21 protein-coding genes and 1 pseudogene are annotated in these 22,829 nt (G+C 43.7%); 8 read left to right on the top strand and 14 right to left on the bottom strand.

Annotated elements, in window-relative coordinates; genetic code table 11:
* Positions 1-102: 102 nt before the first annotated feature.
* Positions 103-357 (bottom strand): DUF1450 domain-containing protein, encoded by a 255-nt coding sequence (locus tag GRQ40_RS07915; protein ID WP_159719692.1) that lies wholly within the window; start codon positions 355-357, stop codon positions 103-105.
* 191 nt (positions 358-548) lie between these two features.
* On the opposite strand from GRQ40_RS07915, the gene GRQ40_RS07910 reads away from it, so the two are divergent.
* From GRQ40_RS07910 to GRQ40_RS07885, 6 genes are all read left to right on the top strand, one after another.
* Positions 549-1,277 carry an amino acid ABC transporter ATP-binding protein gene (locus GRQ40_RS07910; RefSeq protein ID WP_044745428.1) on the top strand — a complete coding sequence of 243 codons (729 nt, stop codon included), beginning with the start codon at positions 549-551 and terminating at the stop codon, positions 1,275-1,277.
* Positions 1,278-1,299: 22 nt separating this feature from the next.
* Positions 1,300-2,160, top strand: a complete 861-nt coding sequence (locus GRQ40_RS07905; protein ID WP_066147575.1) for a glutamate ABC transporter substrate-binding protein — start codon at positions 1,300-1,302, stop codon at positions 2,158-2,160.
* 207 nt (positions 2,161-2,367) lie between these two features.
* Complete coding sequence (locus GRQ40_RS07900; RefSeq protein WP_066147573.1) at positions 2,368-3,021, top strand: amino acid ABC transporter permease; 654 nt, start codon at positions 2,368-2,370, stop codon at positions 3,019-3,021.
* A 26-nt stretch (positions 3,022-3,047) separates the two neighbouring features.
* Positions 3,048-3,698: an amino acid ABC transporter permease gene (locus GRQ40_RS07895; RefSeq protein ID WP_159719691.1), complete on the top strand. Its 651-nt coding sequence runs from the start codon at positions 3,048-3,050 to the stop codon at positions 3,696-3,698.
* Positions 3,699-4,106: 408 nt separating this feature from the next.
* Entirely contained in the window at positions 4,107-5,360 is a 1,254-nt protein-coding gene (locus GRQ40_RS07890) for a sensor histidine kinase (protein ID WP_159719690.1), read from the top strand.
* 17 nt (positions 5,361-5,377) lie between these two features.
* Positions 5,378-6,307 (top strand): response regulator, encoded by a 930-nt coding sequence (locus GRQ40_RS07885; RefSeq protein ID WP_159719689.1) that lies wholly within the window; start codon positions 5,378-5,380, stop codon positions 6,305-6,307.
* A 227-nt stretch (positions 6,308-6,534) separates the two neighbouring features.
* Here GRQ40_RS07885 and GRQ40_RS07880 read toward each other — a convergent pair whose 3' ends face one another.
* From GRQ40_RS07880 to kynU, 4 genes are read right to left on the bottom strand one after another with little or no spacing between them, the layout of a single operon-like run.
* Positions 6,535-7,161: a LysE family translocator gene (locus tag GRQ40_RS07880; RefSeq protein ID WP_159719688.1), complete on the bottom strand. Its 627-nt coding sequence runs from the start codon at positions 7,159-7,161 to the stop codon at positions 6,535-6,537.
* Between the two features lie 33 nt (positions 7,162-7,194).
* Complete coding sequence (gene kynA / locus GRQ40_RS07875; RefSeq protein WP_066147562.1) at positions 7,195-8,046, bottom strand: tryptophan 2,3-dioxygenase; 852 nt, start codon at positions 8,044-8,046, stop codon at positions 7,195-7,197.
* Positions 8,047-8,065: 19 nt separating this feature from the next.
* Positions 8,066-8,710, bottom strand: coding sequence for an arylformamidase (gene kynB / locus GRQ40_RS07870; protein WP_044745436.1), 645 nt, complete (start codon positions 8,708-8,710; stop codon positions 8,066-8,068).
* A complete protein-coding gene (kynU, locus tag GRQ40_RS07865) occupies positions 8,707-9,975 on the bottom strand; it encodes a kynureninase (RefSeq protein ID WP_066147558.1) in 1,269 nt (422 codons plus the stop codon). Before kynU ends, kynB begins: the two co-directional genes overlap by 4 nt.
* A gap of 118 nt (positions 9,976-10,093) precedes the next feature.
* Between kynU and GRQ40_RS07860 the strand changes: the two genes are divergently transcribed.
* Together GRQ40_RS07860 and GRQ40_RS07855 are read left to right on the top strand one after the other, a co-directional pair.
* Positions 10,094-10,699: a TetR/AcrR family transcriptional regulator gene (locus tag GRQ40_RS07860; protein ID WP_159719687.1), complete on the top strand. Its 606-nt coding sequence runs from the start codon at positions 10,094-10,096 to the stop codon at positions 10,697-10,699.
* 26 nt (positions 10,700-10,725) lie between these two features.
* Complete coding sequence (locus GRQ40_RS07855) at positions 10,726-11,451, top strand: NAD-dependent deacylase (protein WP_159719686.1); 726 nt, start codon at positions 10,726-10,728, stop codon at positions 11,449-11,451.
* Positions 11,452-11,885: 434 nt separating this feature from the next.
* Here the strand turns inward: GRQ40_RS07855 and GRQ40_RS07850 are convergent, their stop codons facing one another.
* The 9 genes and pseudogenes from GRQ40_RS07850 to GRQ40_RS07810 form a co-directional block, all read right to left on the bottom strand.
* Positions 11,886-13,238: an aspartate aminotransferase family protein gene (locus GRQ40_RS07850; protein ID WP_080861702.1), complete on the bottom strand. Its 1,353-nt coding sequence runs from the start codon at positions 13,236-13,238 to the stop codon at positions 11,886-11,888.
* A 24-nt stretch (positions 13,239-13,262) separates the two neighbouring features.
* On the bottom strand, positions 13,263-14,729 hold the full coding sequence (locus GRQ40_RS07845; protein ID WP_159719685.1) for a CoA-acylating methylmalonate-semialdehyde dehydrogenase: 1,467 nt from the start codon (positions 14,727-14,729) through the stop codon (positions 13,263-13,265).
* A gap of 280 nt (positions 14,730-15,009) precedes the next feature.
* On the bottom strand, positions 15,010-16,593 hold the full coding sequence (locus GRQ40_RS07840) for a PucR family transcriptional regulator (RefSeq protein WP_159719684.1): 1,584 nt from the start codon (positions 16,591-16,593) through the stop codon (positions 15,010-15,012).
* Positions 16,594-16,775: 182 nt separating this feature from the next.
* Positions 16,776-17,019 (bottom strand): annotated as a pseudogene (locus GRQ40_RS07835) (zinc ribbon domain-containing protein); the annotation flags it as partial.
* 203 nt (positions 17,020-17,222) lie between these two features.
* Positions 17,223-17,456 carry a hypothetical protein gene (locus tag GRQ40_RS07830; protein WP_159719683.1) on the bottom strand — a complete coding sequence of 78 codons (234 nt, stop codon included), beginning with the start codon at positions 17,454-17,456 and terminating at the stop codon, positions 17,223-17,225.
* A gap of 74 nt (positions 17,457-17,530) precedes the next feature.
* Positions 17,531-18,949: a dihydropyrimidinase gene (hydA, locus tag GRQ40_RS07825; protein WP_159719682.1), complete on the bottom strand. Its 1,419-nt coding sequence runs from the start codon at positions 18,947-18,949 to the stop codon at positions 17,531-17,533.
* 24 nt (positions 18,950-18,973) lie between these two features.
* Positions 18,974-20,257 (bottom strand): NAD-dependent dihydropyrimidine dehydrogenase subunit PreA, encoded by a 1,284-nt coding sequence (preA, locus tag GRQ40_RS07820; RefSeq protein WP_044745445.1) that lies wholly within the window; start codon positions 20,255-20,257, stop codon positions 18,974-18,976.
* Between the two features lie 19 nt (positions 20,258-20,276).
* Positions 20,277-21,632: an NAD(P)-dependent oxidoreductase gene (locus tag GRQ40_RS07815; protein WP_159719681.1), complete on the bottom strand. Its 1,356-nt coding sequence runs from the start codon at positions 21,630-21,632 to the stop codon at positions 20,277-20,279.
* Between the two features lie 554 nt (positions 21,633-22,186).
* Positions 22,187-22,633 carry a DMT family transporter gene (locus tag GRQ40_RS07810; protein ID WP_066147538.1) on the bottom strand — a complete coding sequence of 149 codons (447 nt, stop codon included), beginning with the start codon at positions 22,631-22,633 and terminating at the stop codon, positions 22,187-22,189.
* Positions 22,634-22,829 lie beyond the last annotated feature (196 nt).

Below are 22,829 nucleotides of genomic sequence, written 5' to 3'. Positions count from 1 at the left end.
CTCGATACAACGCCATATAAATATGACGCTTTTTTCCATCCTTTCTCTCTACCCTTTTTATCGCGCCACTGCCGTCAGCTTTTAAATGAAATAGCCAATCGATCATTGCGCGGATTTTGCACGAATTTTCCGCCAATCTTGAATCAGGCGCTGCTGAACTTCGCCGTACAATTCATCCACCGTGCTGCATCTTACCATTTCTTTATCAATTAATGCAAATGGACAGTGTTTGCATGTCTTGCATTTCCCTAAACAGTCTTTGCGCTTAATTTTAATGTTTTTATAGGTATCTTTTAAAAACACATAAAGCTGTTTTGATTCAAACTTATTTTTCTTACAAAAACAGATCTTCTTCATTTCTGCCTTCCAAACCTCCACAATGATAAAAATTATCATTTTCATCTACTCTAATAATACCAAAAAATTTTCATCGCGAAACAATAAAATTATTTTTTCTCGTTGTTTTTTGTAGATTTCAGTAGATTGTTCTTTATAGTTTATTCAGAAAAAAATAAATTTTTCAAAATCGTTTTAAAGGGGGGAAATCATTGATTCATTTTCGTCAAGTGAACAAACATTACGGCAGCTTCCACGTTCTAAAAGATATCAATCTTTCCATTGAACAAGGAGAAGTTGTCGTCATTATCGGTCCATCTGGCTCAGGAAAAAGCACCTTAGTCCGCTGCATTAATCGTCTTGAAACGATCACAAGCGGCGAATTAATCGTCGACGGTGTGAAGGTGAATGACAAGAATGTCGACATTAATAAGCTTCGCCGCAATATCGGCATGGTCTTCCAACATTTTAACTTATACCCGCATAAAACTGTATTGCAAAATATTACGCTCGCACCTATTAAAGTTTTAGGCGTTTCAGAAAAAGAAGCAAAAGAAACAGCTATGTATTATCTCGAAAAAGTGGGGATTCCAGATAAAGCAAACGCTTATCCCGCTGAATTATCCGGCGGTCAGCAGCAGCGGGTCGCCATTGCCAGGGGCCTCGCCATGAAGCCGAAAATTATGCTGTTTGACGAACCGACATCAGCGCTGGATCCCGAAACCATTGGCGAAGTGCTAGATGTAATGAAAACATTGGCTACAGAAGGAATGACCATGGTCGTTGTTACGCACGAGATGGGGTTTGCTCGTGAAGTGGCAGACCGAATTGTCTTTATGGACAAAGGGCAAATTCTCGAAGAAGCCTCGCCGGGAGAATTTTTTGCCCACCCGCGCGAGGAGCGAGCTCGCTTGTTTCTGAGCCGTATTCTTAGTCATTAGACAACAAATAGGGGGAATTTTTATGAAAGCCAAAAGAATGTGGAAAAAAGGAATCGGACTTGTATTGGCAGCCATACTCTGTTTATTCGCTTTAGCCGGCTGCAACAGCAGTGAAACAGCATCCACAGACAGCAAAGGAGACGGATCGAAGCAAACAGAATCAGCTCAAAGCACCTTAGACAAGATTAAAGAAAGAGGAAAGCTCGTCGTCGGAGTAAAATATGATTTGAATCTTTTTGGGTTAAAAAATCCGGAAACTGGTGAAGTAGAGGGTTTTGATATTGACATCGCCAAGGGTCTCGCCAAAAAAATTCTCGGTGATGAAAATAAAATTGAATTAAAAGAAGTAACATCGAAAACGCGAATTCCGATGCTAAATAATGGTGAAATTGATGCCATCATCGCTACGATGACGATTACAGAAGACCGGAAAAAGGAAGTCGATTTTTCTGATGTTTATTTTATGGCTGGACAATCCTTGCTTGTCAAAAAGAACAGTAAGATTAATGGAATAAAAGATATCAAAAAAGGAGTTACCGTTTTAACCGCAAAAGGGTCCACTTCTGCGCAAAATATTCGCGCCAAGGCTCCAGAAGCAACCGTCTTGGAGTTTGAAAATTATGCGGAAGCCTTTACAGCATTAAAAGCTGGACAAGGCGATGCCCTCACAACCGATAATGCATTGCTTTTTGGCATGGCGAAACAGGATCCGAATTTCCGGGTTGTGGATGAGACATTTTCTGAAGAGCCTTACGGAATTGCTGTGCGCAAAGGAGACAAAGAGTTTGTCGATCTCATTAACGAATATTTGCGCGAAATTAAGGAGAATGGCGAATACGATAAAATCTATGAAAAATGGATTGGAGAAAAGCCAAAGCAATAATAGCCATTTGAACGGATGAGCGGGCATATTCCGCTCATCTGCTATTCTATAGAAAGACCATTTGGAAACGGAGCGAATGAAGACAACAACCAGAGGTAAGCCACAAACTCTCCTTCTGCCACGCAAGTTGTGCGACAAAAGCCTAGCTTGCCATCTATTCGTATATCAAAAACAACCTTGTATCAAGCATAACGAGGAGGTGCAATCATGCCTGATTATTCAATTTTAATCGAACATTGGGATCTATATATGCAAGGTTTTCTTCATACGATAAAATCCAGTGTTCTTGCCCTAATCGGCAGTTTACTTATTGGAACGGTGATGGCTATCTTTCGCATTGCGCCGGTGCGTCCATTGAATTGGATTGGAGCGGCATATGTTGAATTTATTCGCAATATCCCGCTCATTTTAATTGTATTTGTATTTTTCGTCGGGTTGCCGGCTCTTGGCATTCGTTTGGACTCCTTCACCGCCGGAACATTGGGATTAACCGTTTACACAGCTGCCTTTATCGCCGAAGTCATCCGTGCCGGGATTCTTTCTGTGCCAAAAGGACAGATGGAAGCCGCACGATCATCGGGATTAACTTATTTGCAAGCCATGTGGCATGTGATTTTGCCTCAAGCTATTAAAATTGTCATACCGCCTATGGGCAACCAATTTATCAATCTCGTTAAAAACTCTTCTGTTCTAGGCGTTATTGCGGGGTTAGATCTGATGTATTTTGGTGATTTAATTTCCTCCGAAACGTTTGTCACTTTTGACGTCTATATTTTTGTTGCCATGTTTTATCTAGTGTTAACTATTCCGCTTAGCTTAGGCGTTGGCGCGCTCGAACGCCGCTTAGCAAGAAGTCGATAAGATAATAGAAAAAGGTGGGGTGAGAAATGGACTTTATCGGTGCTTATTCTCCAGTTCATTTAAAATTTTTACTTGAAGGATTTGCCGTCACGCTTGAAGTAGCTTTTATTTCTATTGCGCTTAGCTTTGCGATCGGCATTATCATTGGGATATTGCGTTATGGGCAGATTCCTGTCGTTTCCCACATTCTCGCAATCCTAGTTGAAGTCATCCGCAACTTGCCGTTATTATTGATTATTTTCTTTACTTATTTCGCTCTTCCTGAGATCGGCTTTAAGCTCGATAAGCTTTATGCCGCGATTTTGGCGCTTGTTATCTTCGAATCAGCTATGCTATCAGAAATTGTGAGAAGCGGATTAAATTCCATTGAAAAAGGGCAAATTGAGGCAGCGAGATCATCAGGGCTGACGTATTTGCAAACACTATGGCATATTGTCCTTCCCCAAGCGTTAAGACGCATGGTGCCGCCCATTGTCGGACAATTTATTTCTTTATTGAAGGATACATCGCTAGCTGTTGTCATTGCCCTGCCTGAATTAATGAATCATGCTCAAATCATTAATGGAAGAAATGTCAATTATGTCATTCCGATCTTCCTGATCGTCGCCATCATGTATTTTGTCGTGAATTATTCATTATCACTGCTTTCGCGAAAACTTGAATATAAGTACCGATAAATACAAAGAAAGGATGAAGAATCAGGAGTGGTGATCATCCAGTAAAACTCAATGAACCGTACTGGATTCCTTGCTTTTTTGCTGAAGTAAACAAGCGGGTTTGCTTGCCTACTTACTGGGCATGCTATAGGCATGCCCTTTAACCATAGATTCACAGACATCATTCGTTCAATCTTTAAACTTATACGGCTGGCTTCTCCACTTTTCTCTCATCGGAAACGTTTTCTGCCACTCGAAATGCTGAGCATCCAAAAGACGATTCTTCATCCTATGAAACAGATTGGAAAATCCATTTAGTTTTATATAAAATATAATGATAAGAAATCCATACATTTTCTTAATACCCTTTTATTGTATAATAATATGATAGAATAGGAGAAGATTTCCTGATAGGCAGAGGGGAACACGATGCGTGAACGAATTTTAACATTATTGCTTCTCATCTCTGCTACAGCTTTTCTTGGAGAGATGAAAGTAAATCCATTTTCTAGTTCTTTCCGATTTTCTTTAGGAAGTGTCGCTTTTTTCTTTGGACTTATTTGGCTTCGTACGATTCCTCTATGTCTGACTGGCTTTTGTGTTGGGGTGTTTGTCACCGCCTTTCGCGTAATGATTGATTGGTTAACCAAACAGCAGCCATTGGCTGATAGCTTACTGGTTCATTTGCCCGCAGGCATTTATTACATTTTCTTTGCTTGGCTTGTCTATATGACAAAATTCCGCCAGCATCTGGACCACCCTATCCACGTCGGAGTGCTTGGGGCAGCGATCGATTTTACAGCGAATATCGTGGAGCTGTTCGTTCGTCAGCTGCTTGGTGAATCTTTCACCATCGCACACGAAACCGTTTTTATGCTGCTTTTGTTTGCAATTTTGCGAAGCTTCTGCGTAATAGGACTATATAACATTTTAACCATTCAGCATATGCGGGCTTTAGGGGAAGCGCGAAGACAAGAGCTGGAACGCCTTGTCATGATTAATACAAGCCTTTATGAAGAAGCATTCTATCTGCGAAAATCGATGAGCCATTTAGAGGAGATTACGCACAAAAGCTATGAGCTGTATACACAGTTGATGGAGTCTAAGCAGGCCGAGCCGGGCACCGCCCTGTATATCGCTGAACATATTCACGAAGTCAAAAAGGACTCGCAGCGAATTTTGGCGGGATTGTCTGATCTGATTAGCCAAGAACAAGCAGAATTGAATTTGCCGATCAAAGAATTGTGCCGCATGGTCATTCGCACTAACAAAAAATACGCAGAACTTCTCGGCAAATCGATTTATTTTCATGAAGCATGTGACATTGATTTACCGACCCGTCATGTATACGCCCTTCTTTCTGTCCTAAACAATTTGGTCGCAAATGCCGTCGAGGCGGTGCCAGATTCCGGATGGATCTCTCTTCATGTGCAATTCGAGCACAATGAACTGGTGTTTCGCGTAACTGACTCAGGTCCTGGAATTCCCGATGAGGATCGGGATTGGATTTTTCAGCCGGGATTTACGACAAAATATGATGAAAATGGCAACCCTTCCAACGGGATTGGATTGACCCATGCGCAAGAAATTGTTCATAGCTTTAAGGGGCACATACAACTGACATTTGACGAACGCAACCGAACACAATTTCAAGTCAGAATTCCAGGCAGTCAACTGCTGTGAAAGGAGGAAGCCGTGTGATGTCCCTTCGTTTTTTTCTTATTGAAGATGATGCCGTTGTCCGAAAAATGCTAGAAAAAATAATTGTAGAAAGCGGACTTGGCGAAGTGGTAGGTCAAGCGGAGGATGGCTTGCATGTATCAATCGATCAGCTCTATTCCGTCGATGTTATTTTGATTGATCTTTTGATGCCAGGCTTAGATGGGATACAAACCATCAAAAAATTAAAAGCGCAAGGATTTACCGGTCCTTTTATTATGATTTCACAAGTAGAGCATAAAGAAATGATCGGGCAGGCTTATCTTTGCGGAATTGATACGTACATCCACAAGCCGATTAATCGATATGAGGTCATTTCTGTTCTCAGACGCGTAGCCGACTATATGGCGGCCGTTTCTTCCCTGAATTCGATCCGCCGTTTATTGCACACTTTGGAGCAAAGCAAAAAACATGACATGTATCCTTCTCCGCCGCAGCATACGGCTTATTATGAAAAAGCGGGCTTGGAGCAAAAAATTGAACAACTCCTTTTAACATTAGGAATTGCTGGTGAATCGGGCGCAGCCGATTTACTGCACATTATGCAATGGCTTGCTGAAGCTGAACACAACGGAGCGACCATGCATGATTTGCCACCGTTAAAAGAGCTATATCGGCAAATTATCAAGCGGCTGCACGGCTCAGACGAGGAATCATCCCTTCAAAAAGAAATTAAAGCGATGGAGCAACGGGTTCGCCGCATGATTTTTCAAGCTTTTACCCATTTATCCTCACTCGGATTAACCGACTATACAAACCCTACCTTCGAGCATTTTGCGCCGCGTTTATTTGATTTCAAGCAAATTCGCCTTCGCATGAAGGAGCTGGAAGCCGGTAAAAAAACAACGAAATGCCGGATTAACGTAAAGAAATTTTTATCCGCTTTTTATATCGAAGTAAAAGGAGCATAGGCGTCTATGCTCCTAAGCAGATAGCCAAAACCCATTTTGACTTTAGCTATCATCCGAAGTTTCAAAAACGCTTGGCGGATAAGAAACGCAACTGAATGCAGGCACAAATGAAATGAAACCAAGACGTTCATAAACGATCGAGCGAGTTCAGTGACACAGGAAAAAGCAGTGATCCCCCCTTCCTCTAAAACTCTAAAGCAAATGCCATTTTAATAGTTAACATAATATTAATTATGTTTGCTAAATGCGATTTGTATTCCAATAGCCCCCAATAATACCGCCTTGACCCGATTGATTCGCTTGGCGATCGATGAATGGGCAAGCAACACATGCCGCAGTTTTTCAGCCCCCACACTGACAGCGACAAAAATAACAAGAGCTTGGATCAGAAAGATCAGCCCCAAGATGAACATTTGCAGCGCTGCATGCCCTATCGATTTATTGACGAACTGTGGCAACAGCGCTAAAAAGAATAGCGAGACCTTCGGGTTTAATAAATTCATCAAAATGCCCTTTTTGTATAGAGCTTTGTATTCTAAAGATTGCTGGTTATCTAAATGAAAGCCTTCTTGCTTTTCGCGCCACGCCTGCCACGCCAAATAGAGCAAATAAGCAGCACCGGCATATTTTACAACAGCGAATGCTAGAGCCGATTGATAAATCAATGCCGAAACGCCAAGCGTAGCGGCTGTTATATGGACAATGAGTCCTGAGCATAGACCAAACGCTGTGGCTATTCCCGCTTTCTTATTTTGTGAAAGGCTTTGAGCGATCACAAATAAAATATCCGGTCCCGGCATAAGCGTCAATAAAACGGCGAATCCTAAAAAAGATAGGATCAACGTCAAATCCACATTCCCCACTCCTTTTCTAATCGCTCCCCCTGCTTATAATTTTGTGCGAATATTCCATAATTCAGGGAAGAAGCGATGATCAAGCACTTTCTTTAAATACGTGACACCCGATGAACCTCCTGTCCCTATTTTGTGCCCGATAATGCGTTCCACTGTTTTCATATGCCGGAACCGCCATTGCTGAAGCCAATCTTCAATATCAACGAGCTTTTCAGCCAGCTGATATAATTCCCAATATTGGTCCACCTTTTTATATACATCTAACCAAGCGGCTTCCACCGTCGAATCTTCTTGATACGGCTCTGAATAATCCCGGTCCAAAAGGGATGGATTAATCGCAAATCCAGCGCGGGCCAGCGCCTTTAAGGCGACATCGTAGATGCTTGGAGCATATAGCGCTTCTTTTAGCTCCTCATACAAAACTGGATCCTTCTCGTAAATTTTTAAAATATAGTCCGTTTTGTAACCAAGAGCGAACTCAATCATGCGATATTGGTAAGACTGAAAGCCGGACGCCTGTCCTAATTGATCGCGAAACTCCATATATTCGGATGGAGTCAATGTCGCCAGTACGTCCCAGGCATGAATGATTTGCGACTGAATTTTCGACACTCTCGCCAGCATTTTAAAGGCTGGATCCATTTCATTCCGTTCAATGGCTTGAATCGCTGCTTTTAGTTCGTGAAGAATCAGTTTCATCCATAATTCACTCACTTGGTGAATGATAATAAATAACATTTCATCATGGTGATCGGACAGACGCTTTTGGCTTGATAGAAGCGCATTCAACTGCAAATAATCACCATAGGTCATTTTATTTAAAAAATCCGTATGAATGCCTTTTTCCGCCGCTAGCTTTTGATTTCTTTCTGATGAACTGTGCATGATAGAACCCCCTTCTTATCTATGTTGCCATCGGCTTAATAACTGCGCGCACCGGGCTTCCGTCAGCATCCTTTAACGGAAGCGGCAGTGCGATAAGCTCATAGTCGCCGCATTCGACATGGTCAAGCATTACATTTTCTAAAATATGCACACCGTTTTTGGCAAATGAATGGTGCGTCTTAAGATCTTTGCTGTCAAGCGGATCGACTGACGGAACATCCACTCCAAGCAACACAATCCCTTTCTCTTTGAAAAACGGGCCTAAATCTGGATCAAGCAGCGGAATCGACTCAGGAAACCGCTCTGGCTGGTTCGGAACATTCGTTTTTAATAATAGACGCTGAACGCCGGAAAGATCGAAGGATTGCAGCACAGCGCTATTAATAATGGAGAATGGTGATACATCAATCACACGCGCCGGTCCAATAAAAACATCGATCGCCAAATCGATTATTTTTTGACCATGATCGTCAAAATGAAACGGTGCATCGACATGTGTGCCAATATGGACGCTTGTTGTCATTTTTCCGATATTGACTGAACCCGTTTGTTCTTTTGTAAAAGATACCTCATACGCAAATGGTGTGTCCCCCGGCCAATGAGCAATCGAATGAGAAAGCGGCTGTGAAATATCGATCCATGAAGAGGAGGTTTTTTTTGTCATGCCACCACTCCCCGTTCGTTCGGAAATTTTTTATGCTTTTCTTTCTCCATAATCTCCTTTAAAATATGAACTGCTTGCCAAACATCTTCATACGTGTTGTATAATGCGACCGGAGCCAAACGAATCCCATTCGGCTTACGAAAATCAGGAATGACCCCTTCTGCCTTCAACGCTTGGCAAATTCTCGCCGCTTCTGGATGCTCTAAATAAACATGTCCTCCTCTGCGCTTATCTTCTCTTGGATTCCCTATCATAAATTCGTAGTTTGCCAATTCACGCTCGATCAGCGCCATCATATACTCGGTGAGACGCAATGATTTTTGGCGAATATTCTCCATCCCGACCTCGCAAAATAGAGAAAGAGAGCCAATCAGAGGAGCAGTGCTTAAAATATGCGGTGTGCCGATTTGAAAAGCGCCAGCATGCTCTTCAGGAGTCAGATCCGGCTCCATATCAAACTGCTTGTTTTTCTTTGAGCTAAACCAGCCGCTTAATCCAGGCTCTCTCCCAAAATGCCTTTCGTGAACATACAGAGCCGCCACACATCCTGGGCCGCCGTTCAAATATTTGTAATTGCACCAAAAAGCAAAGTCGACTCCCCAGTCATGGAGCTGATGCGGAATGGCGCCAACGGAATGACATAAATCAAATCCGATCATAATTCCACGTTTATGCGCTTCTTCTGTGAGCGTTTTCATGTCAAAAAGCTGGCCGCTGCGATAAAGAACACTTGGCAGCACAATGAGAGCAATCTCCTCTGTCATCGCTTCAATCAAATCGGCCTCCTCGATGGTTTTTCCATCCCTGCTTTTGACGAGCACGAGATGCTCCTTCGGGTCGTATCCTTTTAGCTTAAGTTGGCTCTTTAATGCATAAATATCCGATGGAAACGTCAGTTCATCGGCTAAAATTTTCGTTCTTGCAGCTGTCGGTTGATAAAATGTAGCCACAAGCTGATGAAGGTTAACCGTCGTGGAACCTGTAACCACCACTTCCTCCGGTTTGCAGCCAACAAGATAAGCCATGCGCTCTCCCAATGCTTCTGATAAATAAAACCATGGATGGTGTCCGTTTGTCCACCCGTCAATGCCGTATGATTTCCATGAATCTAGAATTTCCAGCAATGACCGTTCCGCGCGTTGTGAAAGCAAGCCAAGTGAATTGCCATCCAAATAGATCGTGCCTTCCTGAAGATAAAATTCCTTTCGATACGATGCCAACTTATCTAGTCGATCAAGCTGGCGTGCTTCCTCTCGTGAATACATTTTCCCACCGCCTTGTTTGTTGTGTTTGAATTTTCTATATTTTTAGTTAAAATATATAGGTAAGTTGACACAATGTCAATGACAGATTATCACCAACATACAGAAAGGAAGATAAGCGATGAAAAAGCTTTCTTCAAGACAGCTTCAAGCAATGGAAACAAGACAAAAAATTATCGCTGCATCCTACGACGTATTTTTAGAAAACGGATTTCAGAAAGCCACCATTTCGCAAATTATCCAAAAAGCAAATGTGGGCTATGGAACAGCGTATGTGTATTTTAAAAACAAGGATGACATTTTTGTTGAAATGATGGAAAAAACGATGAGAAAATTTTACGAAGTAGCGGAAATCCCGTTTGCTCCCCGAACAAAAGAAGAAGCCCGCCATCTCATTGAGCATCAAGTCCGCCTTTTTTTACAATTAGCCATCCAGGAGCAGCGGCTGCTTCAGCTAATGAAAGAAGCGATCGGCATTTCCGATTTAGTCGCGAAAAAATGGAAAGCAATCCGCGAACAATTTATCACCCGCATCGCACAGGATGTTGCCTATTCGCAGGCAAACGGACTAGCAAAATCACATTTGCAGCCAAGTTTGGTCGCACGAGGTTGGTTTTACGCTAACGAAATGTATATGTGGGAATTAACCGAACAAGAGGTTCCTTTTTCATTGGAAGATGCCGTTTATCATTTAACAGAAATGTACACAAACGGCATATACGAATAATACGTTTTCACAAGAAGGTGAAATAGATGCTTTTAGCAAAGCTAATGCTTGATTCAAAGCATACAGTCATATTGACCGGGGCAGGAATGTCAACAGAAAGCGGATTGCCCGATTTCCGCTCCGTACAGACAGGATTATGGCAACAAAAGGATCCACAGCGCTTAGCAAGTACGCATGCGCTTCAATATCACCGAGAGGACTTTATCTCCTTTTATCAATACCGCATTCGCACGCTCCGGCAATGTCAACCCCATGCTGGTCATCGTATTCTCGCTGACTGGGAAGCACGTGGGCTTATTCAAACTGTCATCACCCAAAATGTCGACGGATTTCATCAGCAGGCCGGCAGCCGAAAGGTCATCGAACTTCACGGTTCACTTCGGACGGTCCGTTGTGCGCGCTGTAATCAGTCTGATGAAAGCGAGGCTTATCTTGATGATACCTTTTACTGCACATGCGGCGGCTTTTTGCGCCCCTCCGTCGTTCTGTTTGGCGAAGCGCTGCCGGCGGAAGCGGTAGAACAAGCATGGCGCGCCGCCGAGCAAGCCAAACTGTTCATCGTGCTCGGTTCTTCCTTGCAAGTATCGCCCGCTAATCAGTTGCCGCTCATCGCCAAACGAAACGGCGCCCAACTCGTCATCGTCAACCTAGAGCCGACCGAACTGGACGAATGGGCCGATCTTGTCATCCAAAATCGAAAAATCGGCGATGTACTGGCAGAGACGGATCGGCAGTTGGAACAAAGGATATAAACAACAGAGCGTGGCCTCTATTCTATAAAGAGGACACGTTCATCCTTTTCCTTTGGCGATCGATGCCTAACTCCACTTTTCTCGTTCGAACTGCTAAGCAATCGTTTTGCCATTTCAATATATCAAAGCGATTAGTCATCGCGATCACTATTTTTCCTTCATGATAACACTCCATAATATTCATAGCATGAACCTATCCAAACCAATAACGGTATCGTCACCTTATAGCAATGTCTTTCAATCCATAGTTTTCTATACCAGTCTAAATCATCTGTCTTTTTGCAATATCACATGGTTAATTAATCGAGTATCATCATGATCCACATTCATCCACTACCCGGCTCACGGTAACCATATCGGTGATCAACAAAAAACATAGGGCCCGTTCATATGAATGAGCCCTGTGTGGATACACAATGAATCATATAAATATACTACTTTATTTCTTCAAGCGCTCCCGTCAATGTTTGCACTAAAAAGGCAGCATCCTCGCTTTCAATCGTCAAAGGAGGCGACAATGTTAACACATTATTAAAGCCAGCTACCGTCACACCGTTTTTGCCAATCAACAAGCCGTTGTTTTTGCAAATATTGATGGCTTGATTGACAAGCGACACATCCAGCGGCTCTTTTGTAGCTTTATCTTTCACCAGCTCGATCCCAATCAGCAAGCCCCTGCCGCGAACGTCGCCGACATAAGGATGGTTTTGCAGTTTATGCTTCAACTCATTCAACAGCTGTTCGCCAGCTTCGCGGGACCGGTCAAACAAACGCTCTTTTTCCATAATTTCTAAATTTTTTAAGGCAAGGGCGCATGCGGCCGGATTTCCGCCAAACGTATTTATATGACGGAAATAATCATATTCCTCTTCCCCTTTGAATGCCTCATAAATTTCTTTGCGGACTGCAGTGGCCGATAGCGGCAAGTAAGCGCTTGTAATTCCTTTCGCCATGGTGATGATATCCGGTTTCACTCCATCATGCATAAAGCCAAACGGTTTGCCTGTTCGGCCGAACCCGCATATCACTTCATCGACAATCAGCAAAGCTCCGTGCTTTTCACACACTTCCTTCACCGCTTTCATATAGCCATCCGGCGGAATGAGCACTCCCCCGCCTGTGATCATCGGTTCCATGATGACCGCGGCGATGGTTTCACTTAATTCCCATGTCATCACTTGATCAATCGCTTGAACGGATTTTAAATTGCGCGGATTTTCCGCTGTCTCGTTATCGCGGTAGCAATCGGGAGGAGCGACATGAATAAAGCCCGGTGCCAAAGGTTCGTATTTATATTTGCGCTGCGCCTGTCCAGTAGCCGCGAGTGCTCCCATCGAGTTTCCATGATACGCCCGATAACGGGAAATAATTTTATAGCGGCTATGCTCTCCTTTTTGCTGATGATATTGCCGGGCCATTTTAAAGGCGGTTTCATTAGCCTCGGAGCCGCTGTTAGAGAAGAAAATGACATATTCGTCTCCTAGCAGCTCGTTCAATTTCTCTCCCAGTTCAACTGCCGGTGCATGGCTTTGCGTCAGCGGAAAATAAGCAAGCTTCTTTAGCTGCTCATAAGCGGCCTCTGCTAACTCCTCGCGACCGTAACCGACATTGACGCACCAAAGCCCAGCCATGGCATCTAAATATTTTTTTCCGGTATGATCGGTTACCCAGCATCCCTTTGCTTCCTCGACAATCAATGTTGATTTAGGATTGTACGGCTTCATGGCATGCCATATATATCGACCATCTTTTTCCAATAAATGTTGACTTTGATCTGTTTGAACCATTCTGTTCCCTTCCTTCTGTGAAAATTAAAAATCAAATCGGGAGGTTATCATTTTTTTTCGTGTATAGAAATTTACACCATCTTTTCCGTTGACATGAAGATCGCCATAAAATGAATCCTTCCATCCTGAAAATGGGAAAAAGGCCATCGTCGCTGGCACACCGACATTAATTCCTAACATTCCGGCATCTGCTTCTTCGCGAAATTGACGGACGGCTTTTGCATCCTTTGTATAAATGGTCGCTCCATTTCCATAGCGGGATTGGCGGATATATTCAAGCGCTTTATCTAAATCAGCCGCGCGCAGCAAGCTAAGGACAGGGGCAAAAATTTCTTCTTTGGCAATTGTCATTGTTGGCGTTACATGATCAAAAATCGTTGGCCCGAGGAAATTCCCTTCCGAAAGCTCCGCCATTTCTTTTCGTCCGTCGCGAATCAGCACAGCGCCTTCTTCCACTCCTTTTTCGATGTAACCAAGCACTTTCTCCCGATGTGATTGGCGAATGACCGGGGTCAGCAACACGTCCTCATCCATTCCATTGCCGATCACCAGTTCATCCGCTTGCTTTTTTAACGTTTGGACAAACCGTTCATTCTCTCCTACCACCACGACGGCACTGCACGCCATGCAGCGCTGGCCTGCACTTCCGAAAGCGGAGTTGATGATATGCTGCGCAGCAAGCTCAACATTGGCATCGGGCATCACAATATGGTGGTTTTTCGCCCCGGAAAGAGCCTGTACGCGTTTGCCTCTTGCAGCCGATTGCTCATACACATATTTGGCTACAGGCTGGGAACCGACAAAGGAAATAGCCCGAATATCTTCATGGGCAATCAGCGCGTTGACCACATCGTGGGCGCCGTGCACAATATTTAAAACCCCTTCTGGCGCACCGGCTTGCGTAAATAACTCGGCTAATTTATTCGCTAAAATGGGCGTGCGCTCGGAAGGCTTTAGCACAAATGTATTTCCGCAGGCAATCGCCAATGGAAACATCCAAAGCGGTACCATCATCGGAAAATTGAACGGTGTAATTCCCCCGACAACTCCTAACGGATAGCGAAGCATTTCCGAATCAATGTCTTCCGCAATTTCTGCAAGCGTCTCGCCCATTATTAAAGTCGGAGCCCCCGCGGCAAACTCGACGCATTCAATTCCGCGTTGAACCTCGCCATACGCTTCTTTATATGCTTTTCCGTTCTCTTGCACGATCAGCCTTGCCAATTCTTCATGATGCTCCGTCAACAAATGGTGGAACTTAAACATGATGCGCGCCCGTTTTGGAACAGGAGTGTTCTTCCATGAAGCAAACGCCTTTTTCGCCGCTTGTACGGCACGCTCCACATCTTCTTTTGTAGAAATCGGAACTCTAGCCAGCACTTCCCCTGTCGCCGGATTCGGTACTTCCAGCGTTTCCGCTCCGCTCGAATCTACCCACTTTCCATTAATGAAATTTTTTAAAACAGCGGTTTCGTTTCTAACCAAAGCCATGGCGTTCCCTCCTATTGATTGATGGTGCGAAATATTCATTGATCGCCGCGTTGATGAACCAAAAGATTCGTTGCGGTCGCTTAGCGGCTGGACTTCCTGCTTCCTTAAATAAAAGAGCGGATCATCAACACTCGTCATTCATTTCCATTATCGCTTAGTTCGTTGACGCATTCATTAGACATAATGTAAAAAGTGCGTTCGTTCCCATTCCACAATATGACAACTACTTAGACTTTATGACGCAAAATGAAAAACTCTCCTGCTGTTTCAGGAGAGTTTTTCATTCATTGCCGGCTGCCAAATATTCATAGGCCTGAATCATAAACTCGATAGCAAGCCGCTTCTCAGGATTCATAAAATCAGCTCCTAGTAGCGATTCTAGCTTTTGAATGCGATGATAAAGCGTTTGTCTGACGACATATAAACGTTTGGCCGTTTCTTTTTTCGAACCATTGCAGGCCAAATAAACTTTTAATGTTTCCATCAGCTTGCCATTATACTTTTTGTCATATTGAATCACCGGCTCCAGATATTCCATCATCATTTCATGCAGATCACCGTCCTTGTGGATAAGAGAAATAATTCTAGCTAAATGTAAATCTTCATAAAAACAGCTTTTTGTTTTTTGAGAAAGCTGCTGCTGGATTTTGCTTGTTTCAAGAGCGGTTTGATAGCTTTTATGAATAAGTGCAAGGCTTTCCGCGAATTTTCCGACACTAAAAAAAAAGCACGGCATGTTTTTCATATTGGCAAATTCGGAGTCCATCAAGCGTTGAATTCCCGCTTGCATCCGCTGCTTCCATGTTTTCCCGCTTCGTTTATCCACTAAAATAAACACGATGCTGCCGCGCATCTCAATCGGGAAGGATTGGAACCCCTGCTGTTCCAGCATCGTGCGAAAGAGCAACTTGAAATAAGTCATATCAAAAGCGGAATGCTGCTTTAATGATTTAAATTTACAAATACAGACACAGCCGCCTTTTGGCTTTAGCTCAACATCATGGTCAGCTAAATAATCCAAAATCATTTGTACGCTATGTTCGCCCTCCAGCCACCCTTTTAGCCATTCTTGCTCCCTTGCTCTTTTCTTCTCTTCAACATATAAATCGCGCAGCAAATACTGGGCGAGCGCCGTCGCCGTTCGATCTAAAATCAGCAAGTCAAACTCGCTAATATCCCGGTCTGTAGAAATCATCGACAGCTCCGCATATTCATGGCTAAAAAGCTGGATCGACTGGGAGGCCGCTTTTTTCGTTGGCTGAGCCACTTGTTTGAGCCATAGCTGTTTTTTTGCTTCACAGCACTCCGGAACAAATTCAACTTCCTTGCCATGCATGCGAAAGAGAATTTGATGACCTAAATACCGATGCAAATATTTTAAAATTTCATTGTAATGCTCAATAAATAAAAGTTTTTGATTTAACTGCTGGGAATAAGCTTCTAAGTTGGAGATCATTTGATAGTGTTGATTAATCAAATAGGCGTGGATATCTTGAGTAATTTCAACGAATGGAACTTCTTTCAAAAAAAGGATGATTGGAAAGTGGTGCTCGTTCGCTAGCTGAATCACTTCTGGCGGGATGGATGACGTGTAGGTTCCGATTTCGATGCATAACCCGGAGGCGTCGCTTTCAATCAATTGCTCCACAAAGGAAAGGAATAACTCTCCATTTTCTTTCCATCCTACACCCGTAGATAAAATAAGTTCTTTTCCATTTAATAGTTTATGAATCTTCGTCACTTCCACCACATGTACCCATTTGACCGTCCGGTGCAATCCTTGATGTCCTGCAATGACTTGAGTATGCTCAAAGTGCTTTCTGTTTAATACGTCCAAAACAGTAAATTGAAAATGCTCGTGCACTCCTTCCCCTCCTCTATCAACGGAGATTGTCCCATCACACTAAATAATTATTCACCGCAAACAAATCGATTCCTCCTTTTTATTCATGCAAATCTCAGATATGTACATCGTGTAATGGCTGCCTTTGAACCACTCCCACTTTTGCTTTGATTCCTGCGCTTCCACTTCTTATGAAAGGAGAATTAGTAGGCGATCCCCATAGTTCCTACGGTTTCATTGTCCAAACAAGACAACAATCGAAATCCTTCTTTATGGAATGTTTTTGCTTGCGTTTAAATCTCTAGCGTGATGTGTTCTGTAAGATGGGCCTATCCATTCACGAAGATTGAGATTCTTAACATCTTTGCTTTGGTATCCACAGTACGAACATAGAGTATTGGATCTCGATACCTTTGCCTTCTCCTTTAAAATCCATTTTATTTTATACCATTCGCCTTTCCATCGGACGATTCGAGTAAGAAGAAACAGCGCAAGAAAACATGATATCCCCTCTAGTAAGAAAAACTAAATAACTAGATGCAAAAATAAAGGTAGACAAAGTCAAAATGACTTTGTCTACCTTTCGCCTTTTCGCTGATTGTCATAAAGATTTGGAAAGACTGCTTCTCTCCTTGGCTGTCAAAAGCTCATTAGGACGATCGCTTCATTTGCTGAATCAGCAAAGAAGAAACATATTTTCTGGCGTCGGCCGTTTGAATGTGCAATGTTTGCAAAGGCTGTTTTGACTCAGAAGCAGCCGGAGTTGGCAGCGCAAATTCTATAAACGCGCCGCTTAAATTTTCATGAACACGCTTGATCACATACCCTCGACGAAGCAATGCATCCATTCGCTCGCGCTCCACCAGAAACTCTTGATAAGACACCGTATCTCCTCCTTTATATCTACCATCTAGCCAAACAGCAGGACCGTAAGTCCTCTCTCTTGTGGTCTATTCTATTAAATAGTTAATTTCTTGTTTTCGTTTAGAACGGTGTATTTTCCATACTTCTCCCGTTTTAAATATTGGCCATAGCCTGGTTTCCCGACAAAGACTTTGTCCCGTACAACAAACTCACCTCTTGAAAGCACTGATATTGGCTCTCCTGCCACTTTCATTCCTTCAAACGGGTTATAGTCAACGGCCATATGATGAGTTTCAGCGGAAATCACCCGTTCCACATTCGGATCAAAAATGACCAAGTCGGCGTCAGAGCCAACAGCGATCGTTCCTTTTTTCGGAAATAATCCAAACAGCTTCGCGATTCTCGTCGATGTAATGTCGACAAACTGGTTGAGGGTGATTCGTCCTTTCTTTACACCTTCACTAAATAAAATGCTGAGTCGATCTTCAATGATGGGACCTCCGTTTGGTATTTTCGTAAAGTCGTCTCTTCCCAGTTCCTTCTGTCCTTTAAAATCAAATGAGCATTGATCGGATCCCAAGGTTTGCAGTTGTCCATTTTTTAAGGCATTCCATAACACTTCTTGATGCCATTTTTCTCGAAGCGGCGGTGACCATACATATTTAGCCCCCTCAAAGTTCGGTTTTTCTAAATATGACTGGTCTAGCACCAAATATTGTGGACATGTTTCCCCCCACACATTTAATCCTTTATTGCGCGCTTCGGCGATTTTTTCGACTGCTTGTGCACAAGACACATGGACAACATAAAGCTGCGAGTCGGCCAGCTGCGTCAGCTGACAAGCGCGGCCTGTCGCTTCTCCTTCCAATTCCGGGGGCCGAGTAAGCGCATGATAAATGGGCTCTGTGTGGCCTTCAGCGAGCGCTTGCTTTGTTAAATAATCAATCACATCTCCATTTTCGGCATGGACCATGACGAGAGCGCCAAGCTGTTTGGCGGCAGAAAGCGTTCTGTACAAAGTGCCGTCGTCTGCTTGGAACACGTTTTTGTAGGCCATAAATACTTTAAAAGATGTAATCCCCTCTTCTTCGATCACCTTTGGCAATTCGCTTAATACATCATCATTGATTTCGCTAATCATCAAATGGAAGCCATAATCAATGACGGCTTTGCCTTTCGCTTTGTTGTGCCAGGTTTCAATGGCCTTCGCCAGCGGCTCCCCTTTATTCGTTAAACAAAAGTCAATCACCGTCGTTGTTCCGCCAAATGCCGCGGCAATCGTTCCCGATTGAAAATCATCCTTTGTCACTGTCCCGCCAAACGGCATATCTAAATGAGTATGCGGATCAATTCCTCCCGGAAAAACATAGCAACCTTTTGCATCAATGATTTCAGCATCATGCGGACTTACATGTTCGCCAATCGCCGCAATTTTTCCATCTTCAATTAGCACATCTGCATGATAAACATCCGCTGCCGTTACAATCGTTCCATTTTTTATCAGCTTTTTCATAAAAATATTTCCTCCTTGTGTTCTTTACTTGGCTTCCGCATTGGAAACTGTTAATGCACTGATCGCCGCTTGGCGTTCGTTCCATGTCATCGGCGGGCACTCCCTTGGAAGTTCGACCATATCAATCGCGCCGTCAACAGGACAGACAAGCGAACATAAATTGCATCCTACACAATCTTCCTCCCGCACTTTTAAATACTCACGGCCAGTGGCGTCAGCAAGGCGATCGATGCATTGGTGGGATGCATCTTCACAAGCGATATAGCATTTATTACAATTAATGCACACATCGGTGTTAATACGGGCAGCTACTTTATAGTTCAAATCAAGATTGCCCCAATCCGAATATCGGTGAACGGCTTTGCCGACAAGATCCATTACCGAAGCAATCCCTTTGCTGTCAAGATAATGCTGGAGCCCTTCCACCATGTCCTCGATAATGCGGAAGCCATGATGCATCACCGCCGTGCACACTTGCACTCCCGTTGCTCCCATCAGCATAAATTCTACGGCTTCCTTCCAGCTCGATACCCCGCCCATTCCGGAAATTGGCACATTAATTCGCGGGTGGCGAGCACATTCAGCTACCATATTTAGGGCGATCGGCTTCACTGCTGGACCGCAATAACCGCCATGCGCCCCTTTCCCTGCGACATGCGGAATGGTATGCCACGTATCCAAATCGACCCCCATTAAGCTGTTGATTGTATTGATCATGCTGATGGCGTCAGCTCCTCCTTGAACAGCGGCCTCCGCTGTTGCTGTAATATCCGTAATATTAGGGGTTAATTTGACAATAACCGGTTTTTCCGCGACCTCTTTGACCCAATATGTCTGCTTTTCTACTAACTCTGGTACCTGCCCCGATGCTGATCCCATTCCGCGTTCCGCCATTCCGTGCGGACAGCCGAAGTTTAATTCAAATCCATCCACTCCCACATCCTGTACTCTTTTCACAATTTCATGCCATTTTTCCCTTTTTGGCTCGACCATAAGAGAAGCGATAATGGCATGGTTAGGAAATCGTTTTTTTGTTTCATAAATTTCCTTTAAGTTCACCTCAAGCGGACGATCCGTAATCAATTCAATGTTATTAAACCCCGCGATCCGTTGACCGTTGAAGCTGATGGCTGCAAACCGCGACGATACATTTAAAATCGGTTCGCCAAGTGTTTTCCAAACGGCTCCGCCCCATCCGGCTTCAAATGCTCGTTGCACCTGGTATCCCGAGTTCGTCGGCGGCGCAGACGCCAACCAGAACGGGTTAGGAGACTTGATCCCCGCTAAATTCATGCTTAAGTCGGCCATTGTTGTATTCCCCCTTCATTTAAGCCGTCTCGCTTATGTGCTTTTCTAAATATTGATGAATCGCATAAGCAGCCTCTTTTCCTTGCTGCGCAGCTGTGACTACCATCGCTTCACCTTGTCCTTTGCCGAAAACGATATCGCCGCAAGCAAATATTTTTGGATGCGAGGTTTGGTAGCTTCCCTGACGAATCCGAACAACTCCAGCATCGTGCTCTAATCCAAACTCCGTGAGTAGCTCCAGGTGCCGCATCTGGCCAATCGCCTTAATCACGGCATCTACCTGCATGATAAATTCCGATCCTTCAATCGGAACCGGACGCCGCCGCCCATCTTGATCCGGCTCCCCTAATTGCATGCGGATGCATTCGATATGAGTGACTCTTCCTTTCTCATCGCCGATGATTCGTTTAGGAGCCGTCAGCCAACGAAACTCGACTCCTTCCTGTTTGGCAAATTCGTATTCAAAATCATAAGCTGTCATCTCTTCCTTTGTACGGCGATATAAAATCTTTACGTTTTCCGCCCCTAGCCGTACCGAACATGTCGCCCCGTCAATCGCTGTATTTCCGGCACCAATGACAACAACCTTTTTCCCTACCAACCGATCCGTTAACGGCTTGGTTTTCGTTTCTTTAATGAGTTCAATCGCGTCATACACCCCTTCTAAATCCTCTCCTTCAATCCCCAGCATCGGAACTGTCCCCATCCCCGCAGCCAAAACAACCGCATCATAGCTTTCTAAAATTTCGTTTGCGGTTATATCTTTTCCTACCTTTGTATTCGTCCGAATGTCCACACCTAAACGCTTGACTTGGTGAACTTCCCACAATGGCACGCGCTGCGGAAGACGGAATGAAACAATCCCATACGTATTTAACCCACCGGCTTCCTTTTCTGCTTCAAAGATCGTCACACTGTACCCCATAAGCGCCAGCTCCCTAGCTGCTGACAATCCTGCTGGTCCGCCACCAACGACCGCTACCGCCCTACCGTTTGTTCTTCCTACTTGAAATAGCGGTTCGTCATTTTGTATGGCCCAATCTGTCGCATACCGCTGCAAGTTTCCGATCATAATCGGCTTTGTCGAATGGTTCAGAACACAGGCTCCTTCGCATAGCTCCTCTGTCGGACATACTCTCGCGCAGCTTGCGCCTACAGGATTTGACAGCATAATAGTCTTTGCTGCCCCTTTCAGATTCCCTGATGCAATCTTTTTGATGAAGGCAGGAATATCAATTCCTGTCGGGCAAGCCTGAATACAGGGAGCATCGTAGCAATATAAGCAGCGATTCGCTTCCTCAATCGCCTCCCGCTGGGTCAATCCAGACGCGGCTTCTTGAAAGTTTTTCGATAAATCGAATGAGGATTGATTCATGGCACACAGCCTCCTTATCATTTTTTATTTTAAAAAAGGGAATAGAGCTAAAACCCTAATCCCTTCAAAAAACAATGTCTGCCTATCTAGGAGCGCTGCTAGATCTCCACTGTTTATTATTTGCCTTTGCTAAGGCTACATACAAGATTCCTAGATATAGAAATCTATTGAGCGACTTCGCCCTTCTTTCAGTAAAACAACTGGATTTGTGTTCACTCCTTTGCTACGGCAAACGAGGCTATGGCTGTCTTCATGCTCAAGTTTCCAAATTAGCCTAGCGAAAAAAGAAACGCTTTTCTAACCATGGCGTCAATCGTACATGTCCATCTGTACTTTTTAGCATGAGAAAAGCGGTGGATGAGCTCTGCCTTATAATCTATGAGACATACCTATATTTCATTCCTTATGATTGGGTTAAACCCAGAATCTTTTTGTTATTAACAGAAAAATTAAAATATTTAAACATATTTTACTTGATAGCGTTAAGCTTTTCATTATACATTTTGTTAAATAAAGAAGTTTGTTCATTATTCAACATGTCCATTTGATTCCTTTTACGATGCTGCATTGCCGCGATAAATAAAAAAGAGAGCGGCTAGCATAAACAATAGCCCAAAAAGCCGATTCATATTCATCGGAATTTTAGGTACGCCAAATAAACCAAAATGATCAATGACCATACTAATAACAAGTTGTCCAACGATAGCAGCCAAAATAGCAGCTGCTGCCCCTACTTTTGGAACGGAAATAATCGTAATCGTCACAAAAACGGCCCCTAATAAACCTCCTAATAAATTCCATTTGGGAACTTGAAGCAACTGCACCAACTGTCCTTTGCCAAAAAATAAAGCGACAAACGTTAAAAATAAGGTACCGACAAAAAAGGAAGTAAAGGCTCCTTCCAGACTCCCTATTTTCTTTCCAAGGCTTCCGTTGATCGGCGCTTGAAGCCCTGCTAGCATTCCACCTACTAAAGATAATAAAATATACAACCATTTCATACTTCTTTCTCCCTTTCATTCACGTTTGTACAAACGATATCAAATGTTGTATGGCTATAACGGTTTTAAGCATTATTTCACAGCAAGCTGACATCAACCTCTCCCACCTACACTTCGCTTAGAGGTGGGAGACTTCTCGGTGAATGTGTTAAAAATGCTTGCCAGACAAGGAGCACAAATCAAATAAAAAAGTGCA

The organism is Anoxybacillus sp. PDR2 (assembly GCF_009834045.1).
In the GTDB taxonomy this organism is placed as follows: domain Bacteria; phylum Bacillota; class Bacilli; order Bacillales; family Anoxybacillaceae; genus Anoxybacteroides; species Anoxybacteroides rupiense.
This window is presented reverse-complemented; position numbering and strand designations above follow the sequence as displayed.

What these genes read in the sequence shown, in the direction of transcription:
- GRQ40_RS07915 (WP_159719692.1), bottom strand. Translation starts at nt 357, where the DNA reads ATGAAGAAGATCTGTTTTTGTAAGAAAAATAAGTTTGAATCAAAACAG.
- GRQ40_RS07905 (WP_066147575.1), top strand. Translation starts at nt 1,300, where the DNA reads ATGAAAGCCAAAAGAATGTGGAAAAAAGGAATCGGACTTGTATTGGCA.
- GRQ40_RS07900 (WP_066147573.1), top strand. Translation starts at nt 2,368, where the DNA reads ATGCCTGATTATTCAATTTTAATCGAACATTGGGATCTATATATGCAA.
- GRQ40_RS07895 (WP_159719691.1), top strand. Translation starts at nt 3,048, where the DNA reads ATGGACTTTATCGGTGCTTATTCTCCAGTTCATTTAAAATTTTTACTT.
- GRQ40_RS07890 (WP_159719690.1), top strand. Translation starts at nt 4,107, where the DNA reads ATGCGTGAACGAATTTTAACATTATTGCTTCTCATCTCTGCTACAGCT.
- GRQ40_RS07885 (WP_159719689.1), top strand. Translation starts at nt 5,378, where the DNA reads ATGTCCCTTCGTTTTTTTCTTATTGAAGATGATGCCGTTGTCCGAAAA.
- kynA (WP_066147562.1), bottom strand. Translation starts at nt 8,046, where the DNA reads ATGCACAGTTCATCAGAAAGAAATCAAAAGCTAGCGGCGGAAAAAGGC.
- kynB (WP_044745436.1), bottom strand. Translation starts at nt 8,710, where the DNA reads ATGACAAAAAAAACCTCCTCTTCATGGATCGATATTTCACAGCCGCTT.
- kynU (WP_066147558.1), bottom strand. Translation starts at nt 9,975, where the DNA reads ATGTATTCACGAGAGGAAGCACGCCAGCTTGATCGACTAGATAAGTTG.
- GRQ40_RS07860 (WP_159719687.1), top strand. Translation starts at nt 10,094, where the DNA reads ATGAAAAAGCTTTCTTCAAGACAGCTTCAAGCAATGGAAACAAGACAA.
- GRQ40_RS07855 (WP_159719686.1), top strand. Translation starts at nt 10,726, where the DNA reads ATGCTTTTAGCAAAGCTAATGCTTGATTCAAAGCATACAGTCATATTG.
- GRQ40_RS07850 (WP_080861702.1), bottom strand. Translation starts at nt 13,238, where the DNA reads ATGGTTCAAACAGATCAAAGTCAACATTTATTGGAAAAAGATGGTCGA.
- GRQ40_RS07845 (WP_159719685.1), bottom strand. Translation starts at nt 14,729, where the DNA reads ATGGCTTTGGTTAGAAACGAAACCGCTGTTTTAAAAAATTTCATTAAT.
- hydA (WP_159719682.1), bottom strand. Translation starts at nt 18,949, where the DNA reads ATGAAAAAGCTGATAAAAAATGGAACGATTGTAACGGCAGCGGATGTT.
- preA (WP_044745445.1), bottom strand. Translation starts at nt 20,257, where the DNA reads ATGGCCGACTTAAGCATGAATTTAGCGGGGATCAAGTCTCCTAACCCG.
- GRQ40_RS07815 (WP_159719681.1), bottom strand. Translation starts at nt 21,632, where the DNA reads ATGAATCAATCCTCATTCGATTTATCGAAAAACTTTCAAGAAGCCGCG.
- GRQ40_RS07810 (WP_066147538.1), bottom strand. Translation starts at nt 22,633, where the DNA reads ATGAAATGGTTGTATATTTTATTATCTTTAGTAGGTGGAATGCTAGCA.